This is a genomic window from Allorhizobium undicola ORS 992 = ATCC 700741 (genome assembly GCF_000621665.1).
Classification (GTDB): domain Bacteria; phylum Pseudomonadota; class Alphaproteobacteria; order Rhizobiales; family Rhizobiaceae; genus Allorhizobium; species Allorhizobium undicola.
Genome location: NZ_JHXQ01000005.1, coordinates 20,338 through 44,065 on the forward strand (window position 1 = coordinate 20,338; position 23,728 = coordinate 44,065).

A 23,728-nucleotide genomic window follows, 5' to 3' on the forward strand; every position below is an offset into this window, starting at 1 on the left:
GCCTGAAACGTGGAAAGACAGACCATGAATGTTGAATGCACCCGGCTGCCTTCGGGCCTGACGGTCGTAACGGAAAAAATGCCTCACCTCGAAAGTGCGGCGCTTGGCGTCTGGGTGAAATCGGGAGCGAGGGACGAGACTGCCGATGAGCATGGCATTGCGCATCTGCTGGAACACATGGCCTTCAAGGGCACGCATCGCCGCTCCGCCCGCCAGATTGCCGAGGAAATCGAGAATGTCGGCGGCGAGCTGAATGCCGCCACATCCACCGAAACCACCTCCTATTATGCCCGCGTGCTGAAGGACAACGTGCCGCTGGCCGTGGACATGCTGGCCGACATTCTGACCGATTCGGTTTTCGACGAGGAAGAGCTTGCCCGCGAAAAGCACGTGATCCTGCAAGAAATCGGCGCGGCCTGGGACACGCCGGACGACGTGGTGTTCGACCGTTTCGCCGAAACCGCCTTCCAGGGCCAGACGCTTGGCCGCTCCATTCTCGGCACGCCGGAAACGGTGGAAAGCTTTTCCAGCGACCAGATCCGTCATTATCTGGCCCGCAACTATACCACCGACCGCATGTTCGTGGTGGGCGCGGGCGCCGTGGATCACGATGCCTTCGTGAAACAGGTCGAAGAACGCTTTGCGGGCCTGCGCACCGCCCCTTCCGTCAACCCGGCCGCAGCACCCGCCCGCTACACCGGCGGCGACGTGCGCGAAAGCCGCGACCTGATGGATACGCAATTGCTGCTGGGTTTCGAAGGCCGCGCCTATCACATGCGCGATTTCTACTGCTCGCAGATCCTCGCGAATATTCTCGGCGGCGGCATGTCCTCGCGCCTTTTCCAGGAAGTGCGGGAATTTCGCGGCCTGTGCTATTCGGTCTATGCCTTCCACTGGGGCTTTTCCGATACCGGCATTTTCGGCATTCATGCCGCAACAGGCGGCGAAAACCTGCCGGAACTCGTGCCGGTCATCATCGAGGAGCTGCGCAAGGCCTCCGAGCGTATCGAACAGCAGGAAATCGACCGTTCGCGGGCCCAGATCCGCGCACAGCTTTTGATGGGCCAGGAAAGCCCCGCCGCCCGCGCCGGCCAGATTGCCCGCCAGTTCATGCTCTATGGCCGCGCCATTTCCAACACCGAACTCATGGAACGGCTGGAAAGTATCACCATCGACCGGCTGACCGATCTTGCCGGACGCCTGTTCTTCGAAGGGCCGCCGACGCTTTCGGCCATCGGCCCGCTGGAGACGCTGGCGCCGATGGACGACATCCTGTCGGCACTGCAATCCAGAAACGGCAATCCTTTTCAGGCGGCAAGCTAAGGCTTGGGGCTCACGCGCTGTTTGCTGCCTTGCGGGAGTGGCGCGCTCCGGCTTGTCGGAAATATGTGTAAACAAACGCCAAGGCCTTTCGCTCTCTCCACAAAAGGCGGAAGGTTGGCGGGAAGACGTGCAGAAAGACGCCGGGCCGGTCCCGGTTTTCGATGGGGGTGGGCATGACACGCTCAGTGTTTCGGTTTCTGTCCCGGCAGCCGGAAACGCCGCAGCTTTTCAGCGAAACCCACATGCTGCGCCTGCCCCGCACCAGTGATTACCAGCAATGGTACCGGCTGCGTTCGGAAAGCCGCGCGTTCCTGCAACCCTGGGAACCCTTATGGCGGGCCGACGAATTGACGGAGGCGTCCTTCCGCTCCCGTTGCCTGCGCCATTCCCAGGAACATGCCTGCGGCCTGTCGGTGCCCTTTTTCCTGTTTCGCCGGCAGGACGACGCGCTGCTTGGCGGCCTGACAATCGGCCTGATACGCCGCGGCGTTGCGCAGACCTGCATGATCGGATACTGGATGGGCGAGCGTTTTGCCGGCCAAGGCCACATGTTTGCCGCAGTTGGCATGGCAATACCCTATATATTCCGGGAACTCGAGTTGCATCGCATCGAGGCGGCCTGTATTCCTGAAAACCACAAGAGCATTCGGCTTCTGGAAAGGGCCGGTTTCGAGCGGGAAGGTCTTTTGCGCAGCTATCTGAATATCAACGGGGAATGGCGCGACCACGCGATCTATTCGCTGCTTTCGCCGCATAACTGCACCACCTCGAAAACCTACTATTCATGATGGCGGGCCGTTCCTTTTCCGTCCGCCATGCCGGGCGGCTCGTGCTTATGGTTTTCGGGCTTATGGTGGCAGCGCTTGCCGCATCCGGCGCCTCGCCTGCCCGTGCAGCCGAACCGGTGAAAATCTCGCGCGACGACACAGCGCTCGACCTGACCGCAACCACGGAAATCCATCTCAATCAGGGTGAAGCCTTTCAGGTTTCCACCGCCGCAGGCGCAGACGGCATTCGCCGCCGCATCGAGGTTCGCGCCACCTCCCCCCAGCATCAGGGCGACTGGGCCGTGTTCGCGCTGGCCAATGTCTCGGACGAACAGCTGGAGCGCGTGATCGTCGCGCCGCATTACCGCCTGGTCAATTCCGGGGTTTTCTGGCCCGACCTCGGCTCGCAGCGCATTATTTCCATCACCCCCAGCGAAGGCTTTGCGCTGGATCGCCTGCCCAGCAACGATGCCGATGTGTTCGCCATCACACTCAATCCGGGCGCCGTCGTCACCTTCGTGGCGGAACTGTCCACGCCCAACCTGCCGCAACTTTACCTGTGGGAGCCCGACGCCTACAAGGACACCATCAACGCCTTCACGCTTTATCGCGGCATCGTGCTTGGCATTGCGGGCCTGCTGGCTGTGTTTCTCACCATCCTCTTCGTGGTCAAGGGCACGTCCATGCTGCCTGCGGCCGCAGCCCTCGCCTGGGCGGTTCTGGCCTATATCTGCGTGGATTTCGGTTTTCTGGCCAAGCTCATCAGCATCACCTCCGGCAATGATCAGATATGGCGCGCCTCTGCGGAGGTGGCGCTGGCCTCCAGCCTGGTGATCTTCCTGTTCACCTATCTCAACCTCAATCGCTGGCACGTTCATCTGGGCTATGCCACCTTTGCGTGGATGCTGTGCCTCGGCCTTCTCTTCGGCGTCGCCATCTACGATCCGGCCATCGCAGCCGGCATTGCCCGCCTGTCCTTCGCGCTGACGGCAACCGCGGGCATCGTCCTGATCGTCTATCTGGGCTTCAACCGCTATGACCGGGCCATACTGCTGGTGCCCACCTGGGCGCTGATCATCGTATGGCTGGTGGGCGGCTGGATGACGGTGACGGGCAGGCTCTCCAATGACATCATTCAGGCGGCCCATGGCGGGGCGCTGGTGCTGATCGTGCTGCTGATCGGCTTTACCGTCATGCAACATGCCTTTGCCGGGGGCGCGCTCAATCATGGCCTGTTCTCCGATCTCGAGCGCCAGTCGCTGGCATTGACCGGCGCTGGCGACACGGTGTGGGACTGGGACGTGGCGCGTGACCGCGTGATCACCACGCCGGACATGTCGCTCAGGCTTGGCCTTGCGGCAGGTTCGCTGCATGGGGCGGCGCGAAACTGGGTGCCGCGCCTGCATCCCGACGACCGCGACCGTTTCCGCGCCACGCTGGACGTGCTTCTGGAACACAAGCGCGGCAAGCTCTCCCATGATTTCCGCATTCGCGCCGAAGACGGGCATTTCCACTGGCTGCAAATCCGGGCGCGGCCTGTGCTTGGCTCGAATGGCGAAGTCATCCGCTGCATTGGCACGATCAGCGACATTACCGAGGAAAAAAATACCGTCGAGCGTCTGTTGCAGGATGCGATGAACGACAATCTCACCGGCCTGCCCAATCGGGAGGTGTTTCTCGACCGGCTGCAATCGCTGCTCAACATGACGCCGCAGACCGATACAGTGCGCCCGACGGTGATGATTATCGACATCGACCGCTATGGTCACGTCAACGATCTGCTTGGCATTTCCGCGGGCGACAACATCCTCATCGCCCTGACGCGCCGTCTGCGCCGCCTGTTGAAACCGCAGGACACGCTGGCGCGGCTGGCGGGCGATCAGTTCGGCCTGATCCTCGTTTCCGAGCGCGACCCGGCCAAGGTGGCCGATTTTGCCGATGCCGTCAGCAAGGCCATCATGGTGCCGATCAATTTCGCCAATCGCGAGATCAATCTCACCGCCTCCATCGGCCTCGTCTCCTGGATGGATCAGCAGGAAAGTGCCGCAAGCCTGCTGGCCGATGCGGAACTGGCCATGTACCGCGCCAAGCGTGGCGGCGGCAGCAAGGTCGAGCCCTTCCGTCCGGCCTTTCGCGGTACGGTATCTGACCGCCTGCAACTGGAGGCCGATCTTGCCCGCGCGGTTGAACGCGGCGAGATGACCATGGTCTATCAGCCGATCATCGCCCTCGAAACCGGCGATCTGGCGGGCTTCGAAGCACTGATGCGCTGGGATCATCCGCGCCGCGGCAATATTCCCCCGGCGGAATTCATTCCGCTTGCCGAGGCAAGCGATCTGATAACGCCGCTTGGCATGTTCGCACTGGAACGCGCCGCAAGCGATCTTGTGGAGTGGGAAAGGCAGGCGGGCGACCTGCCGGTCTTCATGTCGGTCAACCTGTCGAGCGCGCAATTGATCAACAATACGCTCTATACCGATATTCGCACGCTTTTGACGCGGCTTGGCTGCGCTCCCGGCAAGCTGCAACTGGAACTGACCGAAAGCCTCGTGGTGGCCAATCCGGAGCAGGCAAGGCTGGTGCTGACCAAGCTGAAAGAGGCAGGCATAGGTCTGGCGCTGGACGATTTCGGCTCCGGCTATTCCTCCCTCTCCTACCTCACCCGCTTCCCCTTCGACACGCTGAAGCTGGACCGCACGCTGCTTGCCGGGGAAGACAGCCGCCGCGCCATTCTGCTGCGCTCCATCATCGCCATGGCCAATGAAATGGGCATGGCCGTGGTTGCCGAGGGTGTGGCAAGCGAGGAAGAAGGCGAGGAATTGCAGGCACTCGGTTGCCGTTACGGGCAAAGCTACCTTTACGGCGCCCCCCTCGGCGCCGAAAGTGCGCTACGCCTTCTCAAGGACCAGATGCAGCGAGCCCGCCGCGCCTGACGATGCAGACACTCACTTCCGATTGACAAGACCGGCGGAGGTGGCAACAGGCAAGCTGGTCACGCATGGCCCGCTTCGGCAGAGAGCGTGGCGCAGCTTATGCCCAGGCTGGCCAGCGTGCGTTCATATTTGCCATCCAGCGCGCCCTCGAAGATCAGGTCTTCAAGGGCCGGGCAATTGAGCCAGTCATTTCTGGCGATTTCCGCTTCCAGCTGCCCCGGACCCCAGCCGGCATAGCCCATCAGCATGGTGGCGCGGCGCGGGCCGCTGCCCTTGAAAATGGCGCGCACAATGTCGAGCGTGGAGGTGAGGCAGATGTCGTCGCTGACCGGAATGGAACCTGAACTCAGATAATCGTCCGAATGCAGCACGAAGCCACGGCCGGGTTCCAACGGCCCGCCGCATTGCACCGGAAATTCGCGGGTTTCCGTGGGCAGCATGATGGCGTCGTTCTGGTCGATCATCTCCAGATGCAGCAGCACATCGGCAAATTTTACCGGCTGCGCGCGGTTGATGATGAAACCCATCGCACCTTCCCCGGAATGCGCGCAGATATAAACGACAGACCGGGCAAACCGGGAATCGGCCATATGCGGCATGGCAATGAGGAATTGACCGTCGAGAAATCCACGTTCACGGCCAGACTTGAGGGTTGAAAATGCCATTCTGCAACTCCGTTCACGGCGGACGGTAAGAGGCGGAAATGCCGCTGCACCTGCAAGGCAGCGGCCTCATTCATTCATTCAGGCGCCTGTCGTTGTCGCAAAACCGCTTGGCACTTTTGGCAACGACATGCGGGTTTGCGCGACATGCTATGTCCAATGTGGGGCACACCCGCCCCTCAATCAACCTAAAATGATGACACCTGCGAAAGCGTGATTGGCTTGCCCGTGTGGTGCCCTCTATACCGGCAACATTGCGCAGGCCGGGTGATTGTGACATTCGATCCGCGAAAGCTCAACAGGATCCGTAAATCAATCTGTGATTGGTTTATGCATCCACAAAGTCTCAAGGTGTTGCGCCTGTCCCAGCATTCGGTTGAACAGCTTATGTATCGCTTCGCATTTTTCTGCCTCATCCTTCTTACACATTGCACGCTTCTTACACATGGCACGCAGGCTTTTGCGGCCAGTTCCGACTGGGCCAGCAGCGAAGGCGGGCGGATGCGTCTGATCGTGCTGGCGGCGAATGCCGATGGCACCCGGCAGGCGGCCTTGCAGATCGAGCCCAATTCCGGCTGGTTCACCTATTGGCGCGAACCGGGCGATGCGGGCATTCCCCCTTCCCTCACCCAGCCCGCCGGGCAAAGCGCCAGCCTTTCGGAGCTTTCCTTTCCCGTGCCAAAGCGCATGGAAATCGGCACGGTGCGCGATGTCGGCTATGACATGCCGGTCACGCTGCCCTTCACCATCAAGCCGGAAAGCGGCCTTGCAAACTTCACCGCCACGGTCTTCATCGGCATGTGCCGCAACATCTGCATTCCTTTTCAGGCCGAGTTGACCGTGGCTTTGAGCGAAAAGGAGGTCAGAGATCCCTCCGAAATCAAGGCGGTGGAAAAGGCCATGGCGCGTCTGCCCGCCGCCCCATCGGAGGATTTCAGGGTGACAGGCTTTCGAATGGCGGGCGATCTTTCGAGCCTCGATGTCAATCTGACCGTCCCGGCAGGATCCAAACAGCAGCCGCGCATTCTGCTGACTGGCCCGGAAGGGCACCTTTTCATGGATTATCAGCGGCTGGACGGGGACGATCGGCATATGTCGCTGCGCATCGCGCTTGGCAAGCTGCCGCGCAATTATGCGCCTTGGGGAAAAACCTGGCGGCTTCTGGTGCTGGCCGGCAATCACCGCGCCATGGAGGCCCCGCTTGTTTTCGATCCGGCGCCGCCTATAGTGCAGCCTTGACGGTTGCGGCAACGCAGCCGCAATTTCATCAAGGAGATCATCATCATGACCATAGCAGTCGGCGAGCGCCTGCCCTCGGCGGTTTTCAAGGAAAAGACGCCTGATGGCCCGGTGGAAATTACCACCGAGAGCCTGTTCAAGGGAAAGCGTGTTGTGCTTTTTGCCGTGCCGGGCGCCTTCACTCCCACCTGCACGCTGAACCACCTGCCCGGCTATCTTGAGCATCGCGATGCCTTGCTGGCAAAGGGCGTGGATGCCATTGCCGTGCTGGCCGTCAATGACTGGCATGTGATGGGCGCCTGGGCGCAGGCCAGCGGTGGCGCAGGCAAGATTCATTTCCTTGCCGATTGGGATGCCGGCTTCAGCAAGGCGATCGGCCTCGACATCGATTTGACGGCAGGCGGCCTCGGCGTGCGCTCCAAGCGCTATTCCATGCTGGTGGAAGACGGCGTGGTCAAGGCCCTCAACATCGAGGAAAACCCTGGCCAGGCAACCGTTTCCTCGGCGGAAGCCATGCTGGCGCATCTCTGACACGCCTACTGCATAATTCCTTAAATCGGAATCGATTTAAGGTGAAAATTATGCAGCAGATTTAAAGTGTTACAGCGTCCTTCGTGCGTTTGATAAAACGCACGGCGCTGTAGAGCCCGGTCTTGCGACCGAGCTGGATTGCAAACCGGTCCGACAGGTTGGAGCAAGCCTGTCGGCCTAACCCTCTCTTGCGCAGCGCGGAGAACCATCCCCCGAAAGGGCATTGGTGTTACCCCCCGCATACTGCCAGAGGGAGATGGTTGGTTTTGGCAACGGCGCTTATCCAGACGGCAAAGCAGGAATTTCTGCGCGGCGCCCACCAGCAGGCGCTCGCTCTTGCCAATCAGGCCATTGCAGCTGGCAGCACGGAGGCTGAGGCCTATATCGTTGCAGCCTCCGCGCATGAGGCCATGGGCGCCCGGCTTGAAGCGGCACCGCTCTTTGTTTTCGCCATGGCCAAAGCGCCCGCGCTCAGCCGCCAATTGGGGTTCAGGGCTGTTGCCCATTACGTGGAGGCTGGCAAACCGCAGCTAGCCATTCCCGTCCTCTCGAATCTTCTTCAGGCAAATCCGGAGGATCTGGATGCCCTTCACACGCTGTGCAGCCTCTATCGCGAAGCCGAGGATTATCACGCCGCCCGCCCCCATGCGCTGAAACTTGCCGTACTTGGCCGGGATTTCGACAACTGGCTGAATGCCGGCATCATATTTCTGGGCACCGGCGATCACACAGCCGCCCTGCCGCTGCTTGCCGCCGCCCATGCCGCAAGGCCCGGCGACAGGCTGGCGCTGACGGAATATTTCTGGTGCGCCATCAATCTCTGCGATTTTCCTCTGGTGCGGCAATTGCAGGCCAGGCTGGAAGCGGCCTACGCCGCCGATGGCGAGACTCTCGACATTCGCGAAAACGTCTTTCGCTCCCTGCAATGGAGCGGGGATGAGGCATATCACGTGCTGAGCGCCATCAACACCGCCAGGCAGCGTATCGGGCGGGCCGCACCGCGCCGCCCCTATCGCGGCCGGTCTTCATCCCGCCTGCGCATTGGCTATGTCTCGGCGGATTACTGCGACCATGCCACCCTTGCGCTGTTTGCCGGCGTGCTGGAAGCTCATGACCGCGAGCGTTTCGAGATTTTCGGCATCTGTCACACCCCGGCCCCGCTGCGGAAGGGGGCCTTGCGCCAGCGTTTTCTCGACGCCATCGACCATTATGTCGATATTCTTGCCCTTGGCGACGACGACGCCGCCCGCATGATTGCCGCGCTCGATCTCGACATTCTCGTCGATCTCAAAGGCTTCACGCGGGATCATCGCCTGGGCATTTTTGCCCGCCGCCCTGTCCCCATTCAGGTCACATATCTCGGTTTTCCCGGTAGTGTGGCCGGTGTGGGCATTGATTACGCCATTACAGACGCCATCGTCACGCCCGACAGCGCCCGTCCCTTCTATGCGGAGACACTGTTTACCCTGCCCGACAGCTATCAATGCAATGACAGCCGCCGCCTGCCGGTTTTACGCGAAGGATCACGCAGCGCCTTTGGCCTGCCGGAAGAAGGCTTCGTGTTCTGCTCGTTCAACCAGGCGGTCAAGATCCGGCCGGAGGTGTTCGATGCCTGGATGTCTGCGCTTGAGGCCGTGCCGGGATCGGTTCTCTGGCTGATCGACATGGTGGACACGGCCAAAAACAATCTGCGCCGGGCCGCAACGGAGCGGGGCATTGACCCTGCAAGGCTGATCTTTGCACCGAAGCTGCCGATGGATGCGCATTTGCAGCGGCTTTGCCATGCCGATCTTGCCTTGGATACATCGCCCTATAACGGCCACACCACCACGGCGGATGCGCTTTGGGCGGGGGTGCCGGTGGTAACGTTCAAAGGCAGCAGCTTTGCCAGCCGGGTTTGCGAAAGCCTGCTGAACGCCGTGGGCCTGCGAGAGCTGGTTGCCGAGGATTTACAAGCGTTTGGCCGCCTTGCGGCCGAATTGGCGCAGGACGGGAACCGCCTTTCCCGCCTGCGCCATCATCTTTACGCGGCGCGCCAAACAGCCCCCCTTTTCGATACCTCCCGCTTTACCCGGAATTTTGAAAAGGCGCTGCTCGCCATTGAGGCAGATGCTGCCGAATGGGCCCAAGCATTGACGGTTTGAAATATTACACGTCCAGCTCAAACAACAGAACGCCGGAAAGCCCGCCATCCGTGGCCGCGACGATGCTGTCGCCGATCACCAGATAATCAGGATGTTTGAGAAAGCTATCGCGGGCGCTACGATCGGCAAAGCGCACGACAAAGCCATCGCGAAACCCGCCATCCAGCCCCTCGCTGGAAATATTCGGGCCAGCCCAAACCTGTTCCATTCCCGGTATATCGGCCTGCAAGCCGCACACGGCATCGTAAAGCGCCTGCTTGTCGGCCTCGGCCATGCTCGCCTTGAAGCGAATGAGAACGGTGTGGAGGATCATGCCTGCTCCTTTACCTCAAGCTGAGCGGTGGAATGTTCGACAGGAAGCCTGCTTGTCTTCGCTCCCGCCGCTCTACAGCGCCGTGCGTTTTATCAAACGCACAAAGGACGCTGTAACACTCTAAAGCTGCTGCATAATTTTCACCTTAAATCGATTCCGATTTAAGGAATTATGCAGTAAGCTTTTGTTTTGCGCATTTTCGGACGGAAAGCCGGTTTCCACTCTTTCTGAAAATGCTCTAAACCGAAATTCCTTTGCCCGTGCCGCCCTTCTTGAAGGGCTCCATTCCGCGCCGGGCCAGTTCGTCGGCCCGCTCGTTTTCGGGGTGTCCGGCGTGACCTTTGACCCAATGCAGCGTTACCTTGTGCCTGTTGCGCGCTTCTTCGAGCTGCTGCCACAGTTCGGCATTTTTCACCGGCTTTTTATCGGCGGTTTTCCAGCCGTTTTTTTTCCAGCCGAAAATCCATTTGCTGATTCCATCCTTCACATAGGCGCTATCGGTGTAAAGATCGACCTCGCAGGCCTCTTTCAGCGCGCTCAGCGCCTGAATGGCAGCCATAAGCTCCATGCGATTATTGGTGGTGTCCGCCTCGCCGCCAAACAGTTCCTTTTCGCTTTCACCATAGCGCAGAATGGCGCCCCAGCCGCCCGGTCCCGGATTGCCCGAGCAGGCGCCGTCGGTAAAAATATCGATATGTTTCATGCCTGCAATCCGTAATCGGCAGCGGTGGCGACCGCCTGATGGAAGCGCAGCTTGCGCAGATATTCCAGCGGATCCTTCTTCACCACAAGCGCGCCGGCGGGCGTCATCAGCCAATCGTAAAGCCGCGTCAGGAAGAAGCGCAACGCCGAACCACGGCACAGAAGCGGCAGCGCCGCGATTTCCTGCGCCGAGAGCGCACGTGTGCCAAGATAGCCCTCGATCATCGCCTTGCCCTTGGTGATGTTGTAGCTGCCGTCTTTTTCGAAGCACCAGGCGTTGAGGCAGATGGCAAGATCGTAGGCCAGAAAGTCGTTGCAGGCGAAATAGAAGTCGATCAGCCCCGACAACGTGTTGCCGATGAAAAAGACATTGTCGGGGAAAAGATCGGCATGGATCACGCCGGATGTCAGATCCTGCGGCCAGTTTTGCGAAAGAAAAGCCAGTTCGCCGTCAATCTCTTCCCCAAGCCCGGCCTGTACCTCGTCGGCCCGGTCTTGCGACTTTGCCCAAAGCTCCTGCCAGCCAGCGACCGAGAGCGCATTGGCACGCTTCAAGGCAAAACCTTCGGATTTCAGGTGCATATCGGCCAGCGCCTTGCCCACCGCCGCGCAATGCACAGGCTCCGGCTTGCGCAGCCACATGCCTTCCAGAAAGGAAATCAACGCCGCCGGGCGCCCGGAAAGCTCGCCCAGAAGCGCGCCATCGCGCCGTGGCAAAGGCAGTGGGCAGTTCAGGCCGCGATCGGCCAGATGATGCATCAGCCCCAGAAAGAACGGCAGATCGCCCTTATCAACCCGCTTTTCATAAAGCGTCAGGATCAGTGCGCCTTCGGTGGTATGCAGCAGGAAGTTTGAATTTTCCACGCCCTCGGCAATACCCTTGAAGGAAAGCAGGCTGCCCGTGTGATATTCGGCCAGAAAAGCCTTGAGATCCACTTCGTTGATGTCGGTATATACTGCCACTGCTGCGCGCCCGCCTGCTGTGCTTCCCCGCCCGGAACCCTCAACCGTCCCTGTGCGAAGATGCCGCCTTTTGAATGCCCTGGACTATGTCCCGCCGCCATTTCCAATTGCGAGACATCCCGTTGGCCCCAAGGGATATAGCGACAGAACCGTCAGTGCCAGCCCTGAATGGCGGCAGGCACAGTTTATTCACCTTGGAGCGTCGTTCTGGGTTGAGGCGCGTTCGTCGCTAAAAACGATTCGCGGACACGTTTTTTAAGGCTTCGCCGTCGCTCCTGGCTAAAGCATGATCCGACCGGAGTGAAACGAGGATCGATAAGATCATGCGACAAGAGAAGATTGAAGTGCCGATCCGCTGGAATCGATGCCTAAAGACCCGGCCCTTCGCTTTGGGCTTGAGGCGCGTTCGTCGCTAAAAACGATTCGCGGACACGTTTTTCCGGCTTCGCCGTCGCTCCTCACCCATTCACGAATGCCATGTCTTGGTGGGTGAGTTCGATGTCTCGCAGCTCGCGATTGACGAGAAAGTTTTCGTTTTCGATGGTGAATTCGGCCAGTTCGATGGTCGTCTCGAAGCGGTCCTTGAAGGCTTCGATGATTTCGTTGACCACGACCTCAGGTGCCGATGCCCCGGCCGAGAGGCCAAGCGTGCGGATGGGGCCGATCTCGTCCCAGTTCAGCTCCGAAGCGCGCTGCACCAGAATGGAGCGGCGCGCGCCGGCCTTCAGCGCCACCTCCACGAGGCGTTTCGAGTTGGACGAGTTCGGCGCACCCACCGTTACGAAAAGATCGCAGCCGGGCGCGGCCTGTTTTACCGCTTCCTGCCGGTTGGTGGTGGCATAGCAGATGCTGTCTGCGGCGGGAGACTGGAGATTGGGAAAGCGCTCCTTAAGCTTTTCGATCACGCCCGCGGTATCGTCCACGGAAAGCGTCGTCTGGGTGACAAAGCCGAGATTGTCCGGATCTTCCGGCTGATAGAGCGCGGCATCCTCCACCGTTTCCACCAGCGAAACACTGCCGGGCGGCAATTGTCCCATGGTGCCGATGACTTCCGGGTGGCCCGCATGGCCGATGAGAATGACGTGGCGGCCAAGACGCTGATGGCGCATGGCCTGCTTATGAACTTTGGAAACCAGCGGACAGGTGGCATCGAGATAAAAGAGATTGCGATTTCTGGCATCTTCCGGAACGGATTTCGGCACGCCATGTGCAGAAAACACCACCGGCTGGTGACGATGTTCCGGCGGGATTTCATCGAGTTCTTCCACGAAAATCGCGCCCTTGGCCTGAAGCCCTTCCACCACATAGCGGTTATGCACGATTTCATGGCGTACATAGACCGGCGCCCCATAGGATTTGAGCGCCAGCACGACAATCTGAATGGCCCGGTCCACCCCCGCGCAAAAGCCGCGCGGCCCGCACAGCCGGATTGTCAGGGGTTTCTTGGTGGCCAGGCTATCCATGTTTCATCCTGTCAGAAGCACGCTGAAAAGGGCAATGGCCGCTGGCGCCGCCTGAATGAACAGGATGCGCCGCGAAACCGTCTTGCCCCCATATAGGCCAGCCACCACCACAGCGCCAAGAAAAAACAATTTGAGCTGATAGGCAAAGACCGGATCGGGATGCAAAACCGACCAGAACAACCCGGCCGCCAGAAACCCGTTATAAAGGCCCTGATTGGCCGCCATCACCCTGGTGATCTGCGCGCGCTCCAGGCTCATGCGGAAAGCGCGCCTGCCGACCGGCCGCGTCCATAAAAACATTTCCAGCACCAGAATATAGACATGTTCCAGCGCCACCAGCACCACAAGCAGATTTGCAACCATATGTCTCCCCAGACATTGCGCCGGAACAGGACATTGCCCGGCATTGATACCGCCGAAACGCCCCCGCCTCGTGCGATGGAAGGGAGTTCACCCTTTTCTGCGCAAAAAGGAAAGCCCCGCGATAACCGCAAGTACAACCGCCAGACCATACCAGGTCAGCGCATATTGCAGATGATTGTTGGGAAGATCGATCTGCGTTACCCCGCCAATCGGCAATCCTCCCGGAACCGGCGCTGGCCCGGCATCCAGAAAGAAGGGAAGCACGGCCTGCCCGTCCAGCCCGGTGCTGGCCGTCATGGCATCGAGATCTTTCCAGTAAAAGATATTATGCGTCGGATCATTCTCCGGCACCAGTGACGAGGGCTTGGCCACAAGCTTCATGCGTGCGAGGCCGGTTATCGTCTGCTCGCCCTCCACCAGCCCGGCCTTGCGGCTTGCCGGATCCTTGTTATCCGCCGGGACAAAGCCGCGATTGACGAAAAGAAAATGCCCGTCAGCCAGTTGCAGCGGCGTAAAAACGTAAAAGCCGGGCTGCCCGTCGCGCGTTGCCAGAAAATGCCGCTCCTTCGAATGCTGGAAACGGCCCGTGGCAGACATGGCCTTGTAATCCACATCCCTCCCCGTCCGCAGGTCTGCGGCAACCTCATCCACGCTTTCCGGCGGCTGGCTGCGGCGGGCATCGATTTCGGAAAGCAGCGCTTCCTTCCAGGCCAGACGCTGCATCTGCCAGGTGCCAAGCCCGATCAGCAGTGCAAAGGCGGCAAGCGTCAGCAGCAGCGAAAGCGCAAGTTTGAACCGGCTCATCCGCGTTCAACCACGGTCGATCGTGCCGGGGCGGGCGTTGTTGCGATATTGCAGGGCGATCAACAGCGCCTTGATGGACCTGAGCAGCCAGAGCGAGAGAATGATCGCCAGGGGCCCGAAAATCAGGAAATGCACCCAAAGTCCGGGCGACCAGGTAATCTCCGTATAAAGTGCCAGCCCCACAACCAGGAAATCGGCAATCAGAATGACGAAGATCGGCGCGCCATCACCAGGATCGACGGTCTGGTAATCGAGGCCGCACACCGTGCAGGCGGGCTTCAACTCGCTCAGGCCTTTGAACAGCCTGCCACGCCCGCAACGCGGGCAGCAGGCCGAAAGCGCCACCCTTTGCGGTTCGACGGGCGGATAGAGGGTGTCAGGGCTCATCGGGCTCCTCTTCACGCTACAGCGCCGTGCGTTTTATCAAACGGACAAAGATCGCTGTAACACTCTAAAACTGCTGCATAATTCCTTAAATCGATTCCGATTTAAAGAATTATGCAGCAGGGCGTTTTCCCTTCATAAAAGTACCCCCCGGAAAACGCCGGAGGGCCGCATTGTTCATCCCGGCAAAGCCCGCCGGGAACCCTGGCGCTTATTCCATCGCCAGCGGTGCGCCCCAGCCGCCCCAGATATAGATGGAGAAGAACAGGAACAGCCAGACAACGTCCACGAAATGCCAGTACCAGGCCGCCGCCTCGAAGCCGAAATGCTGCTTGGGTGTGAAATCGCCCTTCAGCGCCCGGAACAGACAGACAAGCAGGAAAATCGTGCCGACGATCACGTGGAAACCGTGAAAGCCGGTGGCCATGAAGAAGGTGGCGCCGTAAATCGAATTTTTGAATTCGAAAGGCGCATGGGCATATTCATAGGCCTGCACGAAGGAAAACAGCACGCCAAGCGCCACCGTCAGCGAGAGCCCGGCAATCAAACCACGGCGGTCGTTATGCAGCAGCGAATGATGCGCCCAGGTCACGCAGGTGCCGGACAGCAGAAGAACAACCGTGTTGTAGATCGGCAGATGCCAGGGATCCAGCACCTCCACGCCCTTTGGCGGCCATTGTCCGCCGGTGAACAGCACGCGCGAGGCCTGAATGGCTTCATGCGGGAAAAGGCTGGCATCGAAAAAGGCCCAGAACCATGCCACGAAGAACATCACCTCCGAGGCGATGAACATGATCATGCCATAGCGCAGATGCAGCGAAACCACCCGCGTATGCGCCCCCTCATGCGCTTCCTTGATGGTATCTGCCCACCAGCCGAACATGGTGAAGAGAATGATGGCCAGCCCGATGAAAAACAGCCACGGATGCGCCAGTTCCATGCCGAACAGCTTGAACGAACCGCCATGCAGGTAACGCATGTAGCCGACGCCGCCGAAGGTGATGACGAAAGCGCCAATGGAGGCCAGGAGCGGCCAGGGGCTGGGGTCTATGATGTGATAATCATGTTGTTTCTGATGCGCATCTGCCATGTCAGCAATTCCCCAATTAAACCTCTCCGGAGTCCGGCGCGCCGGACCATGCTCACAATTTCGGCTTCGTCTGGCCTGCTTCCTCCGGCAGGCCCGCAACCGGCTTTTCCCCGCCATGCGGGTAGAAGGTATAGGACAAGGTGATCGTCCCGATATTCTTTGTTTCCGTGTGCCCGGCAATTTCAGGATCGACGTAGAAAACCACCGGCATTTCCAGCGTCTCGCCGGGCTTCAGCTCCGTCTCGGTAAAGCAGAAGCACTCGATCTTGTTGAAATAGACGGCCGCCTCCATGGGCGTGACGTTGAACACCGCCTGCCCCTTGACCGGATAGGGCGAGCGGTTGGTCGCGGTATATTTGACCTCCACCGTCTCACCGATGCGCGGACTGATGGAAGGCTGCATCGGCTTGAAATCCCAGTTCAAACCGCTGGACACATTGGCGTCGAAGGTAACATTGACCTTGCGGTCGAGAATGACGCTTGAGGCCTGCTCCACGCGCTGCGTCGTGCCGTTATAACCGGTGAGCTGGCAATAGAGCCGGTAAAAGGGAACGGCGGCAAAACTCATGCCCACAGCCGCACCGACAAAGGCAAGACAGGCCAGGGCCACCGTCCTGTCTTTCGTCTTCCGGTTCTCTCCTCCCGTCACCGCCATGGTGTCCTCCCTCGGGTTCCGGCCTTGCCGGTCTTCACGCTCTCGCTGTGTTCAGCGCCATCCCGGCTCTTCCATCACCTCATTGTCCCATGCCGCTGATCTTCACCAGCGTCATGATATAAAACAGCACGACCAGCCCGGCCAGCACCAGCCCAAGGGCAATGTTGCGACTGCGCCGCGACTTCTTCTGCGCTTCCGTCGGCTTGATCGTTTCCATCATGCCAGCCCCAGCCCGGCAGAGATCGCCCCGGCGAAACGATCGACCATCAGTGCCGAAAAAATCGCGAAGAGATAGAAGATCGAATAGGCAAACAGCTTGCGGGCCGGCGCCATGCGCTCATCGCTTTCCGGCATCTTCAGCACCAGCACGGCATAGGCCACGAAAATCGCGCTCAAAATACCCGATGCAATGCCATAGCCGAAAGAGGCAAGGCCGGTGAAGGCGGGCGCGACCGCAGCAAATGCCGTCAGCACCGCATAAAGAAAAATCTGCCGCTTGGTGGAGGCAGCACCCGCCACATTCGGCATCATCGGCACGCCGACGGCGCCGTAATCCTTCATCTTGAACAGGGCCAGCGCCCAGAAATGCGCGGGCGTCCACAGGAAGATGATGAGGAACAGGATGATGCTGTCCAGCGAGACGCCGCCGGTGACACAGGCCCAGCCGATCATGGGCGGAAAGGCACCCGAAGCCCCGCCGATCACGATGTTCTGCGGCGTCGAGCGCTTCAGCCACATGGTGTAGACCACGGCATAGAAGAAAATGGTGAAGGCGAGGAAGGCGGCTGAAAACCAGTTGACCGTGAGGCCGAGAATGGCGACCGAAAACACCGAAAGCGTTACACCGAAGGCCAGCGCCTCCTGCGGCTGCACGCGGCCTGCGGGAATGGGGCGGCGCGCCGTGCGCGTCATCACCGCATCTATATCGGCATCATACCACATGTTCAGCGCCCCGGATGCGCCTGCCCCCACGGCAATGCACAGAATGGCAATGATGGCCAGAACCGGATTGACATGGCCGGGCGCCAGAACCAGACCGGCAAAGGCGGTGAAAACCACCAGCGACATGACGCGCGGCTTGAGAAGCGCGAAGAAATCGCCTGCTCCTGCCTCCGAAAGGCTGCCGATGGTTTCGCTGTTGTCGATGACTGCCATTGCCTGATCCTGCTGAAAACGGCCTTCGATCCAACCGCTTTCTGTTTTGTTGCCGGTGCCGCAGCGGGGCTGCGGCACCGGATGGAATTACTTGATCCGCGGGAGCTGTTCCCACTGGTGGTAGGGCGGCGGCGAGGAAAGCTGCCATTCCAGCGTGGTTGCGCCTTCGCCCCAGGGATTGTCGCCTGCCACCCGCTTGCGGGCAAAGGCTTCGAACACGCCGAACAGGAAGATCAGCACCGCCACGGCCGAGATATAGGAGCCGTAGGAGGAAATGCGGTTCCAGTCCACGAAGGCATCCGGATAGTCGATGTAGCGGCGCGGCATCCCCGCAAGCCCGAGGAAGTGCTGCGGGAAGAACACCATGTTCACGCCAATGAACATCACCCAGAAATGCAGCTTTCCGATGAACTCGTTATACATGTAGCCCGACATTTTCGGGAACCAGTAATACCAGCCCGCGAAAATGGCGAAGACCGCGCCCAGCGAAAGCACATAGTGGAAATGCGCGACCACATAATAGGTATCGTGCAGCGAACGGTCGAGACCGGCATTGGCCAGCTGCACGCCGGTGACACCGCCCACCGTGAACAGGAAGATGAAGCCGATGGCCCAGACCATGGGCGTGCGGAAGCTGAGCGAGCCGCCCCACATGGTGGCGATCCACGAGAAGATCTTCACGCCCGTCGGCACGGCAATGACCATGGTGGCGAACACGAAATAGCGCTGCGCCGCCAGCGACAGACCGACCGTATACATGTGATGCGCCCAGACCACGAAACCCACCGCGCCGATGGCGACCATGGCATAGGCCATGCCGAGATAGCCGAAGACCGGCTTTTTCGAGAAGGTGGAGACGATGTGGCTGACAATGCCGAAGCCGGGCAGGATCAGGATATAGACTTCCGGATGACCGAAGAACCAGAACAGATGCTGGTAGAGGATCGGATCGCCGCCGCCTTCGGGCGCGAAGAAGGTGGTGCCGAAGTTGCGGTCCGTCAACAGCATGGTGATGCCCCCCGCCAGAACCGGCAGCGACAGCAGCAGCAGGAAGGCTGTCACCAGCACGGCCCAGGCAAAAAGCGGCATCTTGTGCAGCGTCATGCCCGGAGCGCGCATGTTGAGAATGGTGGTGATGAAGTTGATGGCGCCCAGAATGGACGAGGCACCCGACACATGCAGCGCGAAGATCGCCAGATCCACCGCCGGACCCGGCTGGCCCGAAGTGGAAAGCGGCGGATACATGGTCCAGCCGCCCCCGACACCATAGGCGCCTGCCGGACCTTCCACGAACATGGAGAGGATGAGCAGCAGGAAGGCCGGGACGATCAGCCAGAAGGAAATGTTGTTGAGCCGCGGAAAGGCCATGTCCGGCGCCCCGATCATGATCGGGATCATCCAGTTCGCGAAGCCGCCGATCAAGGCGGGCATGACCATGAAGAAGATCATGATCAGCGCGTGGGCGGTGGTGAACACATTATACATGTGCTTGCCGCCATCGATGGCGGCATCGCCCTCGAAACCATAGACCATGGCCGCCAGGCCGTGGAAAATCTGGATGCCCGGCTCCTGCAATTCCATGCGCATGGCCACCGACAGCGCGCCGCCGATAATGCCTGCGATGATTGCGAAGATCAGGTAGAGCGTGCCGATGTCCTTGTGGTTCGTGGAAAAGAACCAGCGAGCCACGAAGCCCGGCTTGTGGTCATGATGAGCGTGAGCCCCATGGGTATCTGTTACAGGTCCAGCCATTGTTCTCGCTCCCTCACTTCGTCAGGTTTTCAGCGAGCTGAGCCCGCTTTACCGGCACGTCCACCGCCGCCATCAGCGCCTTGTTGGCGGCACCCAGATCGGATGCGGCCGCCGTCAGCCACTGATTGTAGCGCTCATCGGAGACGACGCGGATGGCAATGGGCATGAAGGCATGATCCTTGCCGCAAAGCTCGGAGCACTGACCATAGAACAGGCCCTCGCGATCGGCCCGGAACCAGGTTTCGTTCAGGCGGCCCGGAACGGCGTCGATCTTGACGCCGAAGGACGGCATGGCGAAAGAGTGGATAACATCGGTGGGCGCGGCGGTCACGAGCAGCCGCACCGTCTTGCCCACGGGAATGACCATTTCATTGTCCACGGCCAGAAGACGCGGATAGATCTTGTGATCTTCCTTGCCGGCACTTGCCCGGTCCTGATCCTTCAGCAGATAGCTGTCGAAGGCGACCGGCTGGGCGGCGGCGGGATATTCGTAGTTCCACTGCCACTGGGTTGCCGTGGCCTTCACGGTGATGTCCGGCTTGTCCGGCACCGACAACTCATAAGTGAGCAGGTTGAAGGACGGAATGGCGATGAAGAACAGCACCAGGACCGGCCCCACGGTCCAGACCACTTCGATCGCGGTATTATGGCTTGTGCGCGACGGCACGGGATTGGCGCCTGCGCGAAAACGCATAACGACAACCACCAGCAGCGCCAGGACGAACAGGGTAATGGGAACGATGAACCAAAGCGTATAGTGGTTGAACCAGCGGATCTGCTCCATCACCGGCGTGGCGTGGGGCTGAAGGTCGATCTGCCATTCCGCGGGCTGATCGGCAAGGGCGCCGGTCGCCGCGAAAAGACAGAGCGCCGCTGTGGTCATCCATCGGGTCATTGTTCGCGTCAAACTTTCTATCACGATTGCCTCTCCTCCCGCGCTTGATCCATATCAATGGAAAGCGCACAATCACTGATATGATGCTAATTTAAAATCACAATTTTGCCCTCTTCGCAATAACGCCTTCCCCATCCTTCGTGCGGCATTTTGCACATCGTCAAATCCCTGTGGATTTTTTCAGGTGTGCCTGCCGAAAACCCATGAAATTCAGGGAGTCCCAATTATGCCTTACTCCGCTGAAAAAGAGGGATGATTGCATGGCCGGTCTTGTCATGCCGTCATTTTGCTTTAAGGGCCTGTTGCAAGGCGGCCTTCATGGCAGGACAAGCAGGTCGTGGAGGCTTTTCTCCAGCTTCCGCAGGGCTGACAATGAACCGGCTGATTCGCATTCCAGATTGTATCCCAGAGGGTTTCATGGTGTTCCGAATTCTGTTGCGCGCTGGCATGGTGATGGCAGGTCTGTCGTTTGCGGCAATGACCGCCTCGACGGCTCTTGCCCAACAACAGCAGGCAGGAACGGTTCGTTCCAATCACGGCGCCTGGTCCATCATCTGCGATACGCCCGCAGGCACCTCGCAGGAACAATGCGCCCTGATGCAGAACGTGATTGCCGAAGACCGGCCGGAGGTCGGCCTTTCCGTCGTGGTATTGAAAACGGCGGACCGCAAGGCCCGCGTCTTGCGCATTCTGGCGCCGCTCGGCGTGCTTTTGAAGGACGGGATGGAGCTTTTCGTCGATAACAACAATGTCGGGCGCGCCTATTTCACCCGCTGCTTTGCCGAGGGCTGCTATGTGGAGGTCGAGATCGACGACAATCTCATGAAGATCCTGCGCTCCGGCAAGAATGCCGTGTTTGCGGTGCGCGAATCCTCCGATCAGGACCGCGTGGGCATTCCGGTGGAGCTGAAGGGCTTTGGCGAGGGCTATGACGCGCTGCCCTGAGCGCGTTTGCCTGAGCGTGTTTCCCTTGTCTTGGCCCTGCCGCCCGATTACATGGGGAGCTGTTTCTGGATGAAGGATGCCACCATGACCACCGATCTCCTCAGCCTTTTCGATTGTGACGAACGCGCCCTGGAGCAGGCGGTGGCACAGGCGCTTTCTGGCGCCGATGATGGCGAACTCTTCATCGAACATGCCCAGGCGGAAACGCTTTCCTTCGACAATGGCCGCCTGAAGGGCGGCAGTTTCAACACCGATCAGGGCTTTGGTCTGCGCGCCGTCGCCGGCGAACAGGTGGGCTATGCCCATTCGGGCGAGCTTTCGGCTGCCGCCCTTTCACGGGCGGCGGAAGCCGTTTCCACCGTCACGCGAGGTTATGGCGGCACTTACGCCGCCGCGCCCAAGGGCACCAATGAGCGGCGGTATGGCGACGAAAACCCGATTGGCAGCCCGAGCTTCGAGGAAAAGGCGCGTCTGCTCGCCGAAATCGACGCCTATCTGCGCGACAAGGACCCCAAGGTGCGTCAGGTCAGCGCGGCGATTGCGGCAAGCTGGCAGGTGGTGGAAATCCTGCGCGCCGACGGCCATCCGGTGCGCGACGTGCGGCCGATGACGCGCATCAGCCTCTCCGTCGTGGCCGGTCACGGCGACCGGCAGGAAAGCGGAAGTTTCGGCTTTGGCGGGCGCATGTCCTTTGCCGATTTTCTCAACGAGGATAGCTGGCGCAAGGGTGCCGACGACGCACTTCGTCAGGCGCTGGTCAATCTCGAGGCGGTCGAAGCCCCGGCAGGCAGCATGGATGTGGTGCTGGGCAATGGCTGGCCGGGCGTTATGCTGCATGAGGCGGTGGGGCACGGCCTGGAGGGCGACTTCAACCGCAAGAAAACCTCCGCTTTTGCTGGCCTGATGGGCGAAATGGTCGCCGCCCCCGGCGTGACGGTGGTGGATGACGGCACGATCGGCAATCGCCGTGGCTCGATCACCGTGGATGACGAAGGCACGCCTTCCGCCTATAACGTATTGATCGAAAACGGCCGTCTGGTGGGCTATATGCAGGACCGGCAGAATGCCCGGCTGATGGGCATGGCGCCCACCGGCAATGGCCGCCGCCAGAGCTATGCCTGCCAGCCCATGCCGCGCATGACCAATACCTACATGCTCTCCGGCGACAAGACGCCGGAAGAAATCATCGCCTCGGTCAAAAAGGGCATCTATGCCGTCTCCTTCGGCGGCGGCCAGGTGGACATCACCTCCGGAAAATTCGTGTTCGGTTGCACCGAGGCCTATATGATCGAGGATGGCCGCATCGGCGCACCCGTCAAGGGCGCCATGCTGATCGGCAACGGGCCGGAAGCGATGAAACGCATCACCATGATCGGCAATGATTCGAAGCTCGATACCGGCATCGGCAATTGCGGCAAGGCGGGCCAATGGGTGCCGGTGGGCGTGGGCCAGCCGCATCTGCGCATGAACGAAATCACCGTCGGCGGCACGCGGGCCTGATGGCTATGTCGCTTGCCCTGCCCCGCCCGCCCAAAGCCGTGATTTTCGACATGGACGGGCTGATCCTGGACAGCGAGATCCTCTATCGAAAATCCATGGTTTCGGCCGGTGAACAGGCAGGTCTTGCGGTCGGCGCCAGCATTTACGAGGGCATGTTGGGACGGCCTTGGCCGGGCATCGCCCTGTTGTTGAAGGAGCATTACGGCGAAGACTTCGACGCCGACGCCTTTCGCATTGTCTGGCTTTCGCATTTCGATGCCCTGATCGAAAAAGAGCTGAGGCTCAAAAAGGGCGTGACCGACCTCCTCGACGTGCTGGACAGGCACGCCATCCCGCGGGCGATCTGTACCTCTTCGGCGCATTTTCAGGTGCGCCATCATCTGGAAGGCTTCAACCTTTTGCCGCGTTTTGATGCCGTGATCGCCCAGGGCGATTATGCCCATGGCAAGCCCGCCCCCGATCCCTATCTCACGGCAGCCGCCCGGCTTGGCGTCGATCCGGCCGACTGTCTGGCGCTGGAGGATTCGCATAACGGCATACGCTCGGCCGCCGGGGCCGGCATGATGGCGGTGATGGTGCCGGACCTGATGGCGCCCACTGCGGAAATTTCCGCACTCTGCACAGCGGTCATCGACGACCTTCACGCCTGCTGCGACATGTTTTCCATCACTGAAAGCCACAGTTAGGCTGCATCAGCGATGATTGTTGTTTCGCTGCGCATCAATTTTGTTCACTTTACGTTCTTGACTTTAGATCGGTTTTCCGGCAGATTGCGGTGGCGTTCAAGGGAATGACATAGCAAAACGGGCCTCTAGAGCATTTTCAGGAAAAGTGTGAAACGGTCTTGCGATGACGACATGCTTTCAAACAAGACCTTAAAGCACGTTGCTTGAGGCTGATCACAGTATACGACGCTGAGGAATGTCGGGTGGCCTACCCCCCTCTGCCTTGCCAGGCATCTCCCCCTCAAGGGGGGAGATTGCAATGCTGTAAAGGCGTCATTCTTCAATGAATATTTGTGATGACGGCCTTTTTCAGGAATGTAGGCAGGCCTTGATCTTGCCGATCTCCCCCCTTGAGGGGGAGATGTCCGGCAGGACAGAGGAGGGTAAGCCACACGCAAAACCGTAGCGTCGTGTCCTGCG

23 protein-coding genes are annotated in these 23,728 nt (G+C 60.0%); 9 read left to right on the forward strand and 14 right to left on the reverse strand.

The genetic code is table 11. The features are described 5' to 3' along the window. Positions 1–24 precede the first annotated feature (24 nt). The 3 genes from T424_RS0107175 to T424_RS0107185 all read left to right on the forward strand — a co-directional run bounded on the left by T424_RS0107175 (position 25) and on the right by T424_RS0107185 (position 5,023). Positions 25–1,323 carry a M16 family metallopeptidase gene (locus T424_RS0107175; protein ID WP_027487135.1) on the forward strand — a complete coding sequence of 433 codons (1,299 nt, stop codon included), beginning with the start codon at positions 25–27 and terminating at the stop codon, positions 1,321–1,323. Positions 1,324–1,496: 173 nt separating this feature from the next. Beyond that, positions 1,497–2,111: a GNAT family N-acetyltransferase gene (locus T424_RS20360; protein ID WP_037066983.1), complete on the forward strand. Its 615-nt coding sequence runs from the start codon at positions 1,497–1,499 to the stop codon at positions 2,109–2,111. Positions 2,112–2,158: 47 nt separating this feature from the next. After that, complete coding sequence (locus T424_RS0107185) at positions 2,159–5,023, forward strand: EAL domain-containing protein (protein WP_051558864.1); 2,865 nt, start codon at positions 2,159–2,161, stop codon at positions 5,021–5,023. Positions 5,024–5,082: 59 nt separating this feature from the next. Here T424_RS0107185 and T424_RS0107190 read toward each other — a convergent pair whose 3' ends face one another. Beyond that, on the reverse strand, positions 5,083–5,688 hold the full coding sequence (locus T424_RS0107190; protein ID WP_027487137.1) for a YqgE/AlgH family protein: 606 nt from the start codon (positions 5,686–5,688) through the stop codon (positions 5,083–5,085). A 498-nt stretch (positions 5,689–6,186) separates the two neighbouring features. Between T424_RS0107190 and T424_RS0107195 the strand changes: the two genes are divergently transcribed. From T424_RS0107195 to T424_RS21720, 3 genes are all read left to right on the forward strand, one after another. Continuing rightward, complete coding sequence (locus T424_RS0107195; RefSeq protein ID WP_210164381.1) at positions 6,187–6,924, forward strand: protein-disulfide reductase DsbD domain-containing protein; 738 nt, start codon at positions 6,187–6,189, stop codon at positions 6,922–6,924. Positions 6,925–6,969: 45 nt separating this feature from the next. After that, a complete protein-coding gene (locus T424_RS0107200; protein WP_027487139.1) occupies positions 6,970–7,455 on the forward strand; it encodes a peroxiredoxin in 486 nt (161 codons plus the stop codon). Between the two features lie 266 nt (positions 7,456–7,721). Continuing rightward, positions 7,722–9,599 carry an O-linked N-acetylglucosamine transferase, SPINDLY family protein gene (locus tag T424_RS21720; RefSeq protein ID WP_051558840.1) on the forward strand — a complete coding sequence of 626 codons (1,878 nt, stop codon included), beginning with the start codon at positions 7,722–7,724 and terminating at the stop codon, positions 9,597–9,599. A gap of 4 nt (positions 9,600–9,603) precedes the next feature. Here the strand turns inward: T424_RS21720 and T424_RS0107210 are convergent, their stop codons facing one another. From T424_RS0107210 to coxB, 13 genes are all read right to left on the reverse strand, one after another. Beyond that, positions 9,604–9,912, reverse strand: coding sequence for a Dabb family protein (locus T424_RS0107210; protein ID WP_027487140.1), 309 nt, complete (start codon positions 9,910–9,912; stop codon positions 9,604–9,606). 238 nt (positions 9,913–10,150) lie between these two features. Then, positions 10,151–10,615, reverse strand: coding sequence for a ribonuclease HI (gene rnhA, locus T424_RS0107215; protein ID WP_027487141.1), 465 nt, complete (start codon positions 10,613–10,615; stop codon positions 10,151–10,153). Continuing rightward, positions 10,612–11,577, reverse strand: coding sequence for a homoserine kinase (locus T424_RS0107220; RefSeq protein WP_027487142.1), 966 nt, complete (start codon positions 11,575–11,577; stop codon positions 10,612–10,614). Before T424_RS0107220 ends, rnhA begins: the two co-directional genes overlap by 4 nt. Positions 11,578–12,035: 458 nt before the next feature. Beyond that, positions 12,036–13,040: a 4-hydroxy-3-methylbut-2-enyl diphosphate reductase gene (gene ispH, locus T424_RS0107225; protein WP_027487143.1), complete on the reverse strand. Its 1,005-nt coding sequence runs from the start codon at positions 13,038–13,040 to the stop codon at positions 12,036–12,038. Between the two features lie 3 nt (positions 13,041–13,043). Beyond that, the gene (locus T424_RS0107230; RefSeq protein WP_027487144.1) at positions 13,044–13,403 is read right to left on the reverse strand and encodes a DUF1304 domain-containing protein; all 360 of its coding nucleotides are present in this window, start codon (positions 13,401–13,403) and stop codon (positions 13,044–13,046) included. 87 nt (positions 13,404–13,490) lie between these two features. Then, positions 13,491–14,207 carry an SURF1 family protein gene (locus T424_RS0107235; protein ID WP_027487145.1) on the reverse strand — a complete coding sequence of 239 codons (717 nt, stop codon included), beginning with the start codon at positions 14,205–14,207 and terminating at the stop codon, positions 13,491–13,493. Positions 14,208–14,213: 6 nt separating this feature from the next. Next, complete coding sequence (locus T424_RS0107240) at positions 14,214–14,594, reverse strand: DUF983 domain-containing protein (RefSeq protein ID WP_027487146.1); 381 nt, start codon at positions 14,592–14,594, stop codon at positions 14,214–14,216. A 208-nt stretch (positions 14,595–14,802) separates the two neighbouring features. Further along, positions 14,803–15,681, reverse strand: coding sequence for a cytochrome c oxidase subunit 3 (locus T424_RS0107245; protein ID WP_027487147.1), 879 nt, complete (start codon positions 15,679–15,681; stop codon positions 14,803–14,805). A gap of 52 nt (positions 15,682–15,733) precedes the next feature. Further along, complete coding sequence (locus tag T424_RS0107250) at positions 15,734–16,336, reverse strand: cytochrome c oxidase assembly protein (RefSeq protein ID WP_027487148.1); 603 nt, start codon at positions 16,334–16,336, stop codon at positions 15,734–15,736. Positions 16,337–16,415: 79 nt separating this feature from the next. After that, the gene (locus T424_RS22845; RefSeq protein ID WP_169737297.1) at positions 16,416–16,556 is read right to left on the reverse strand and encodes a hypothetical protein; all 141 of its coding nucleotides are present in this window, start codon (positions 16,554–16,556) and stop codon (positions 16,416–16,418) included. Beyond that, entirely contained in the window at positions 16,553–17,491 is a 939-nt protein-coding gene (gene cyoE / locus T424_RS0107260; protein WP_027487150.1) for a heme o synthase, read from the reverse strand. Before cyoE ends, T424_RS22845 begins: the two co-directional genes overlap by 4 nt. Before the next feature lie 87 nt (positions 17,492–17,578). Beyond that, positions 17,579–19,243: a cytochrome c oxidase subunit I gene (ctaD, locus tag T424_RS0107265; RefSeq protein WP_027487151.1), complete on the reverse strand. Its 1,665-nt coding sequence runs from the start codon at positions 19,241–19,243 to the stop codon at positions 17,579–17,581. 13 nt (positions 19,244–19,256) lie between these two features. Further along, the gene (coxB, locus tag T424_RS0107270) at positions 19,257–20,138 is read right to left on the reverse strand and encodes a cytochrome c oxidase subunit II (protein ID WP_027487152.1); all 882 of its coding nucleotides are present in this window, start codon (positions 20,136–20,138) and stop codon (positions 19,257–19,259) included. 417 nt (positions 20,139–20,555) lie between these two features. Here coxB and T424_RS0107275 point away from each other — a divergent pair, with 417 nt between their 5' ends. From T424_RS0107275 to T424_RS0107285, 3 genes are all read left to right on the forward strand, one after another. Then, on the forward strand, positions 20,556–21,083 hold the full coding sequence (locus T424_RS0107275; protein ID WP_037066989.1) for an invasion associated locus B family protein: 528 nt from the start codon (positions 20,556–20,558) through the stop codon (positions 21,081–21,083). 84 nt (positions 21,084–21,167) lie between these two features. Further along, complete coding sequence (tldD, locus tag T424_RS0107280) at positions 21,168–22,583, forward strand: metalloprotease TldD (RefSeq protein WP_027487154.1); 1,416 nt, start codon at positions 21,168–21,170, stop codon at positions 22,581–22,583. Further along, a complete protein-coding gene (locus T424_RS0107285) occupies positions 22,583–23,269 on the forward strand; it encodes an HAD family hydrolase (protein ID WP_245269473.1) in 687 nt (228 codons plus the stop codon). The genes tldD and T424_RS0107285 overlap by 1 nt, the downstream gene beginning before the upstream one ends. The last annotated feature ends 459 nt before the right edge of the window (positions 23,270–23,728 follow it).

Bases quoted from the DNA above. Each gene is read 5' to 3' on its own strand.
- T424_RS0107175 (WP_027487135.1), top strand. From the start codon at position 25: ATGAATGTTGAATGCACCCGGCTGCCTTCGGGCCTGACGGTCGTAACG.
- T424_RS20360 (WP_037066983.1), top strand. From the start codon at position 1,497: ATGACACGCTCAGTGTTTCGGTTTCTGTCCCGGCAGCCGGAAACGCCG.
- T424_RS0107185 (WP_051558864.1), top strand. From the start codon at position 2,159: ATGGTTTTCGGGCTTATGGTGGCAGCGCTTGCCGCATCCGGCGCCTCG.
- T424_RS0107190 (WP_027487137.1), bottom strand. From the start codon at position 5,688: ATGGCATTTTCAACCCTCAAGTCTGGCCGTGAACGTGGATTTCTCGAC.
- T424_RS0107195 (WP_210164381.1), top strand. From the start codon at position 6,187: ATGCGTCTGATCGTGCTGGCGGCGAATGCCGATGGCACCCGGCAGGCG.
- T424_RS0107200 (WP_027487139.1), top strand. From the start codon at position 6,970: ATGACCATAGCAGTCGGCGAGCGCCTGCCCTCGGCGGTTTTCAAGGAA.
- T424_RS0107210 (WP_027487140.1), bottom strand. From the start codon at position 9,912: ATGATCCTCCACACCGTTCTCATTCGCTTCAAGGCGAGCATGGCCGAG.
- rnhA (WP_027487141.1), bottom strand. From the start codon at position 10,615: ATGAAACATATCGATATTTTTACCGACGGCGCCTGCTCGGGCAATCCG.
- ispH (WP_027487143.1), bottom strand. From the start codon at position 13,040: ATGGATAGCCTGGCCACCAAGAAACCCCTGACAATCCGGCTGTGCGGG.
- T424_RS0107230 (WP_027487144.1), bottom strand. From the start codon at position 13,403: ATGGTTGCAAATCTGCTTGTGGTGCTGGTGGCGCTGGAACATGTCTAT.
- T424_RS0107235 (WP_027487145.1), bottom strand. From the start codon at position 14,207: ATGAGCCGGTTCAAACTTGCGCTTTCGCTGCTGCTGACGCTTGCCGCC.
- T424_RS0107240 (WP_027487146.1), bottom strand. From the start codon at position 14,594: ATGAGCCCTGACACCCTCTATCCGCCCGTCGAACCGCAAAGGGTGGCG.
- T424_RS0107245 (WP_027487147.1), bottom strand. From the start codon at position 15,681: ATGGCAGATGCGCATCAGAAACAACATGATTATCACATCATAGACCCC.
- T424_RS0107250 (WP_027487148.1), bottom strand. From the start codon at position 16,336: ATGGCGGTGACGGGAGGAGAGAACCGGAAGACGAAAGACAGGACGGTG.
- T424_RS22845 (WP_169737297.1), bottom strand. From the start codon at position 16,556: ATGATGGAAACGATCAAGCCGACGGAAGCGCAGAAGAAGTCGCGGCGC.
- cyoE (WP_027487150.1), bottom strand. From the start codon at position 17,491: ATGGCAGTCATCGACAACAGCGAAACCATCGGCAGCCTTTCGGAGGCA.
- ctaD (WP_027487151.1), bottom strand. From the start codon at position 19,243: ATGGCTGGACCTGTAACAGATACCCATGGGGCTCACGCTCATCATGAC.
- coxB (WP_027487152.1), bottom strand. From the start codon at position 20,138: ATGACCCGATGGATGACCACAGCGGCGCTCTGTCTTTTCGCGGCGACC.
- T424_RS0107275 (WP_037066989.1), top strand. From the start codon at position 20,556: ATGGTGTTCCGAATTCTGTTGCGCGCTGGCATGGTGATGGCAGGTCTG.
- tldD (WP_027487154.1), top strand. From the start codon at position 21,168: ATGACCACCGATCTCCTCAGCCTTTTCGATTGTGACGAACGCGCCCTG.
- T424_RS0107285 (WP_245269473.1), top strand. From the start codon at position 22,583: ATGGCTATGTCGCTTGCCCTGCCCCGCCCGCCCAAAGCCGTGATTTTC.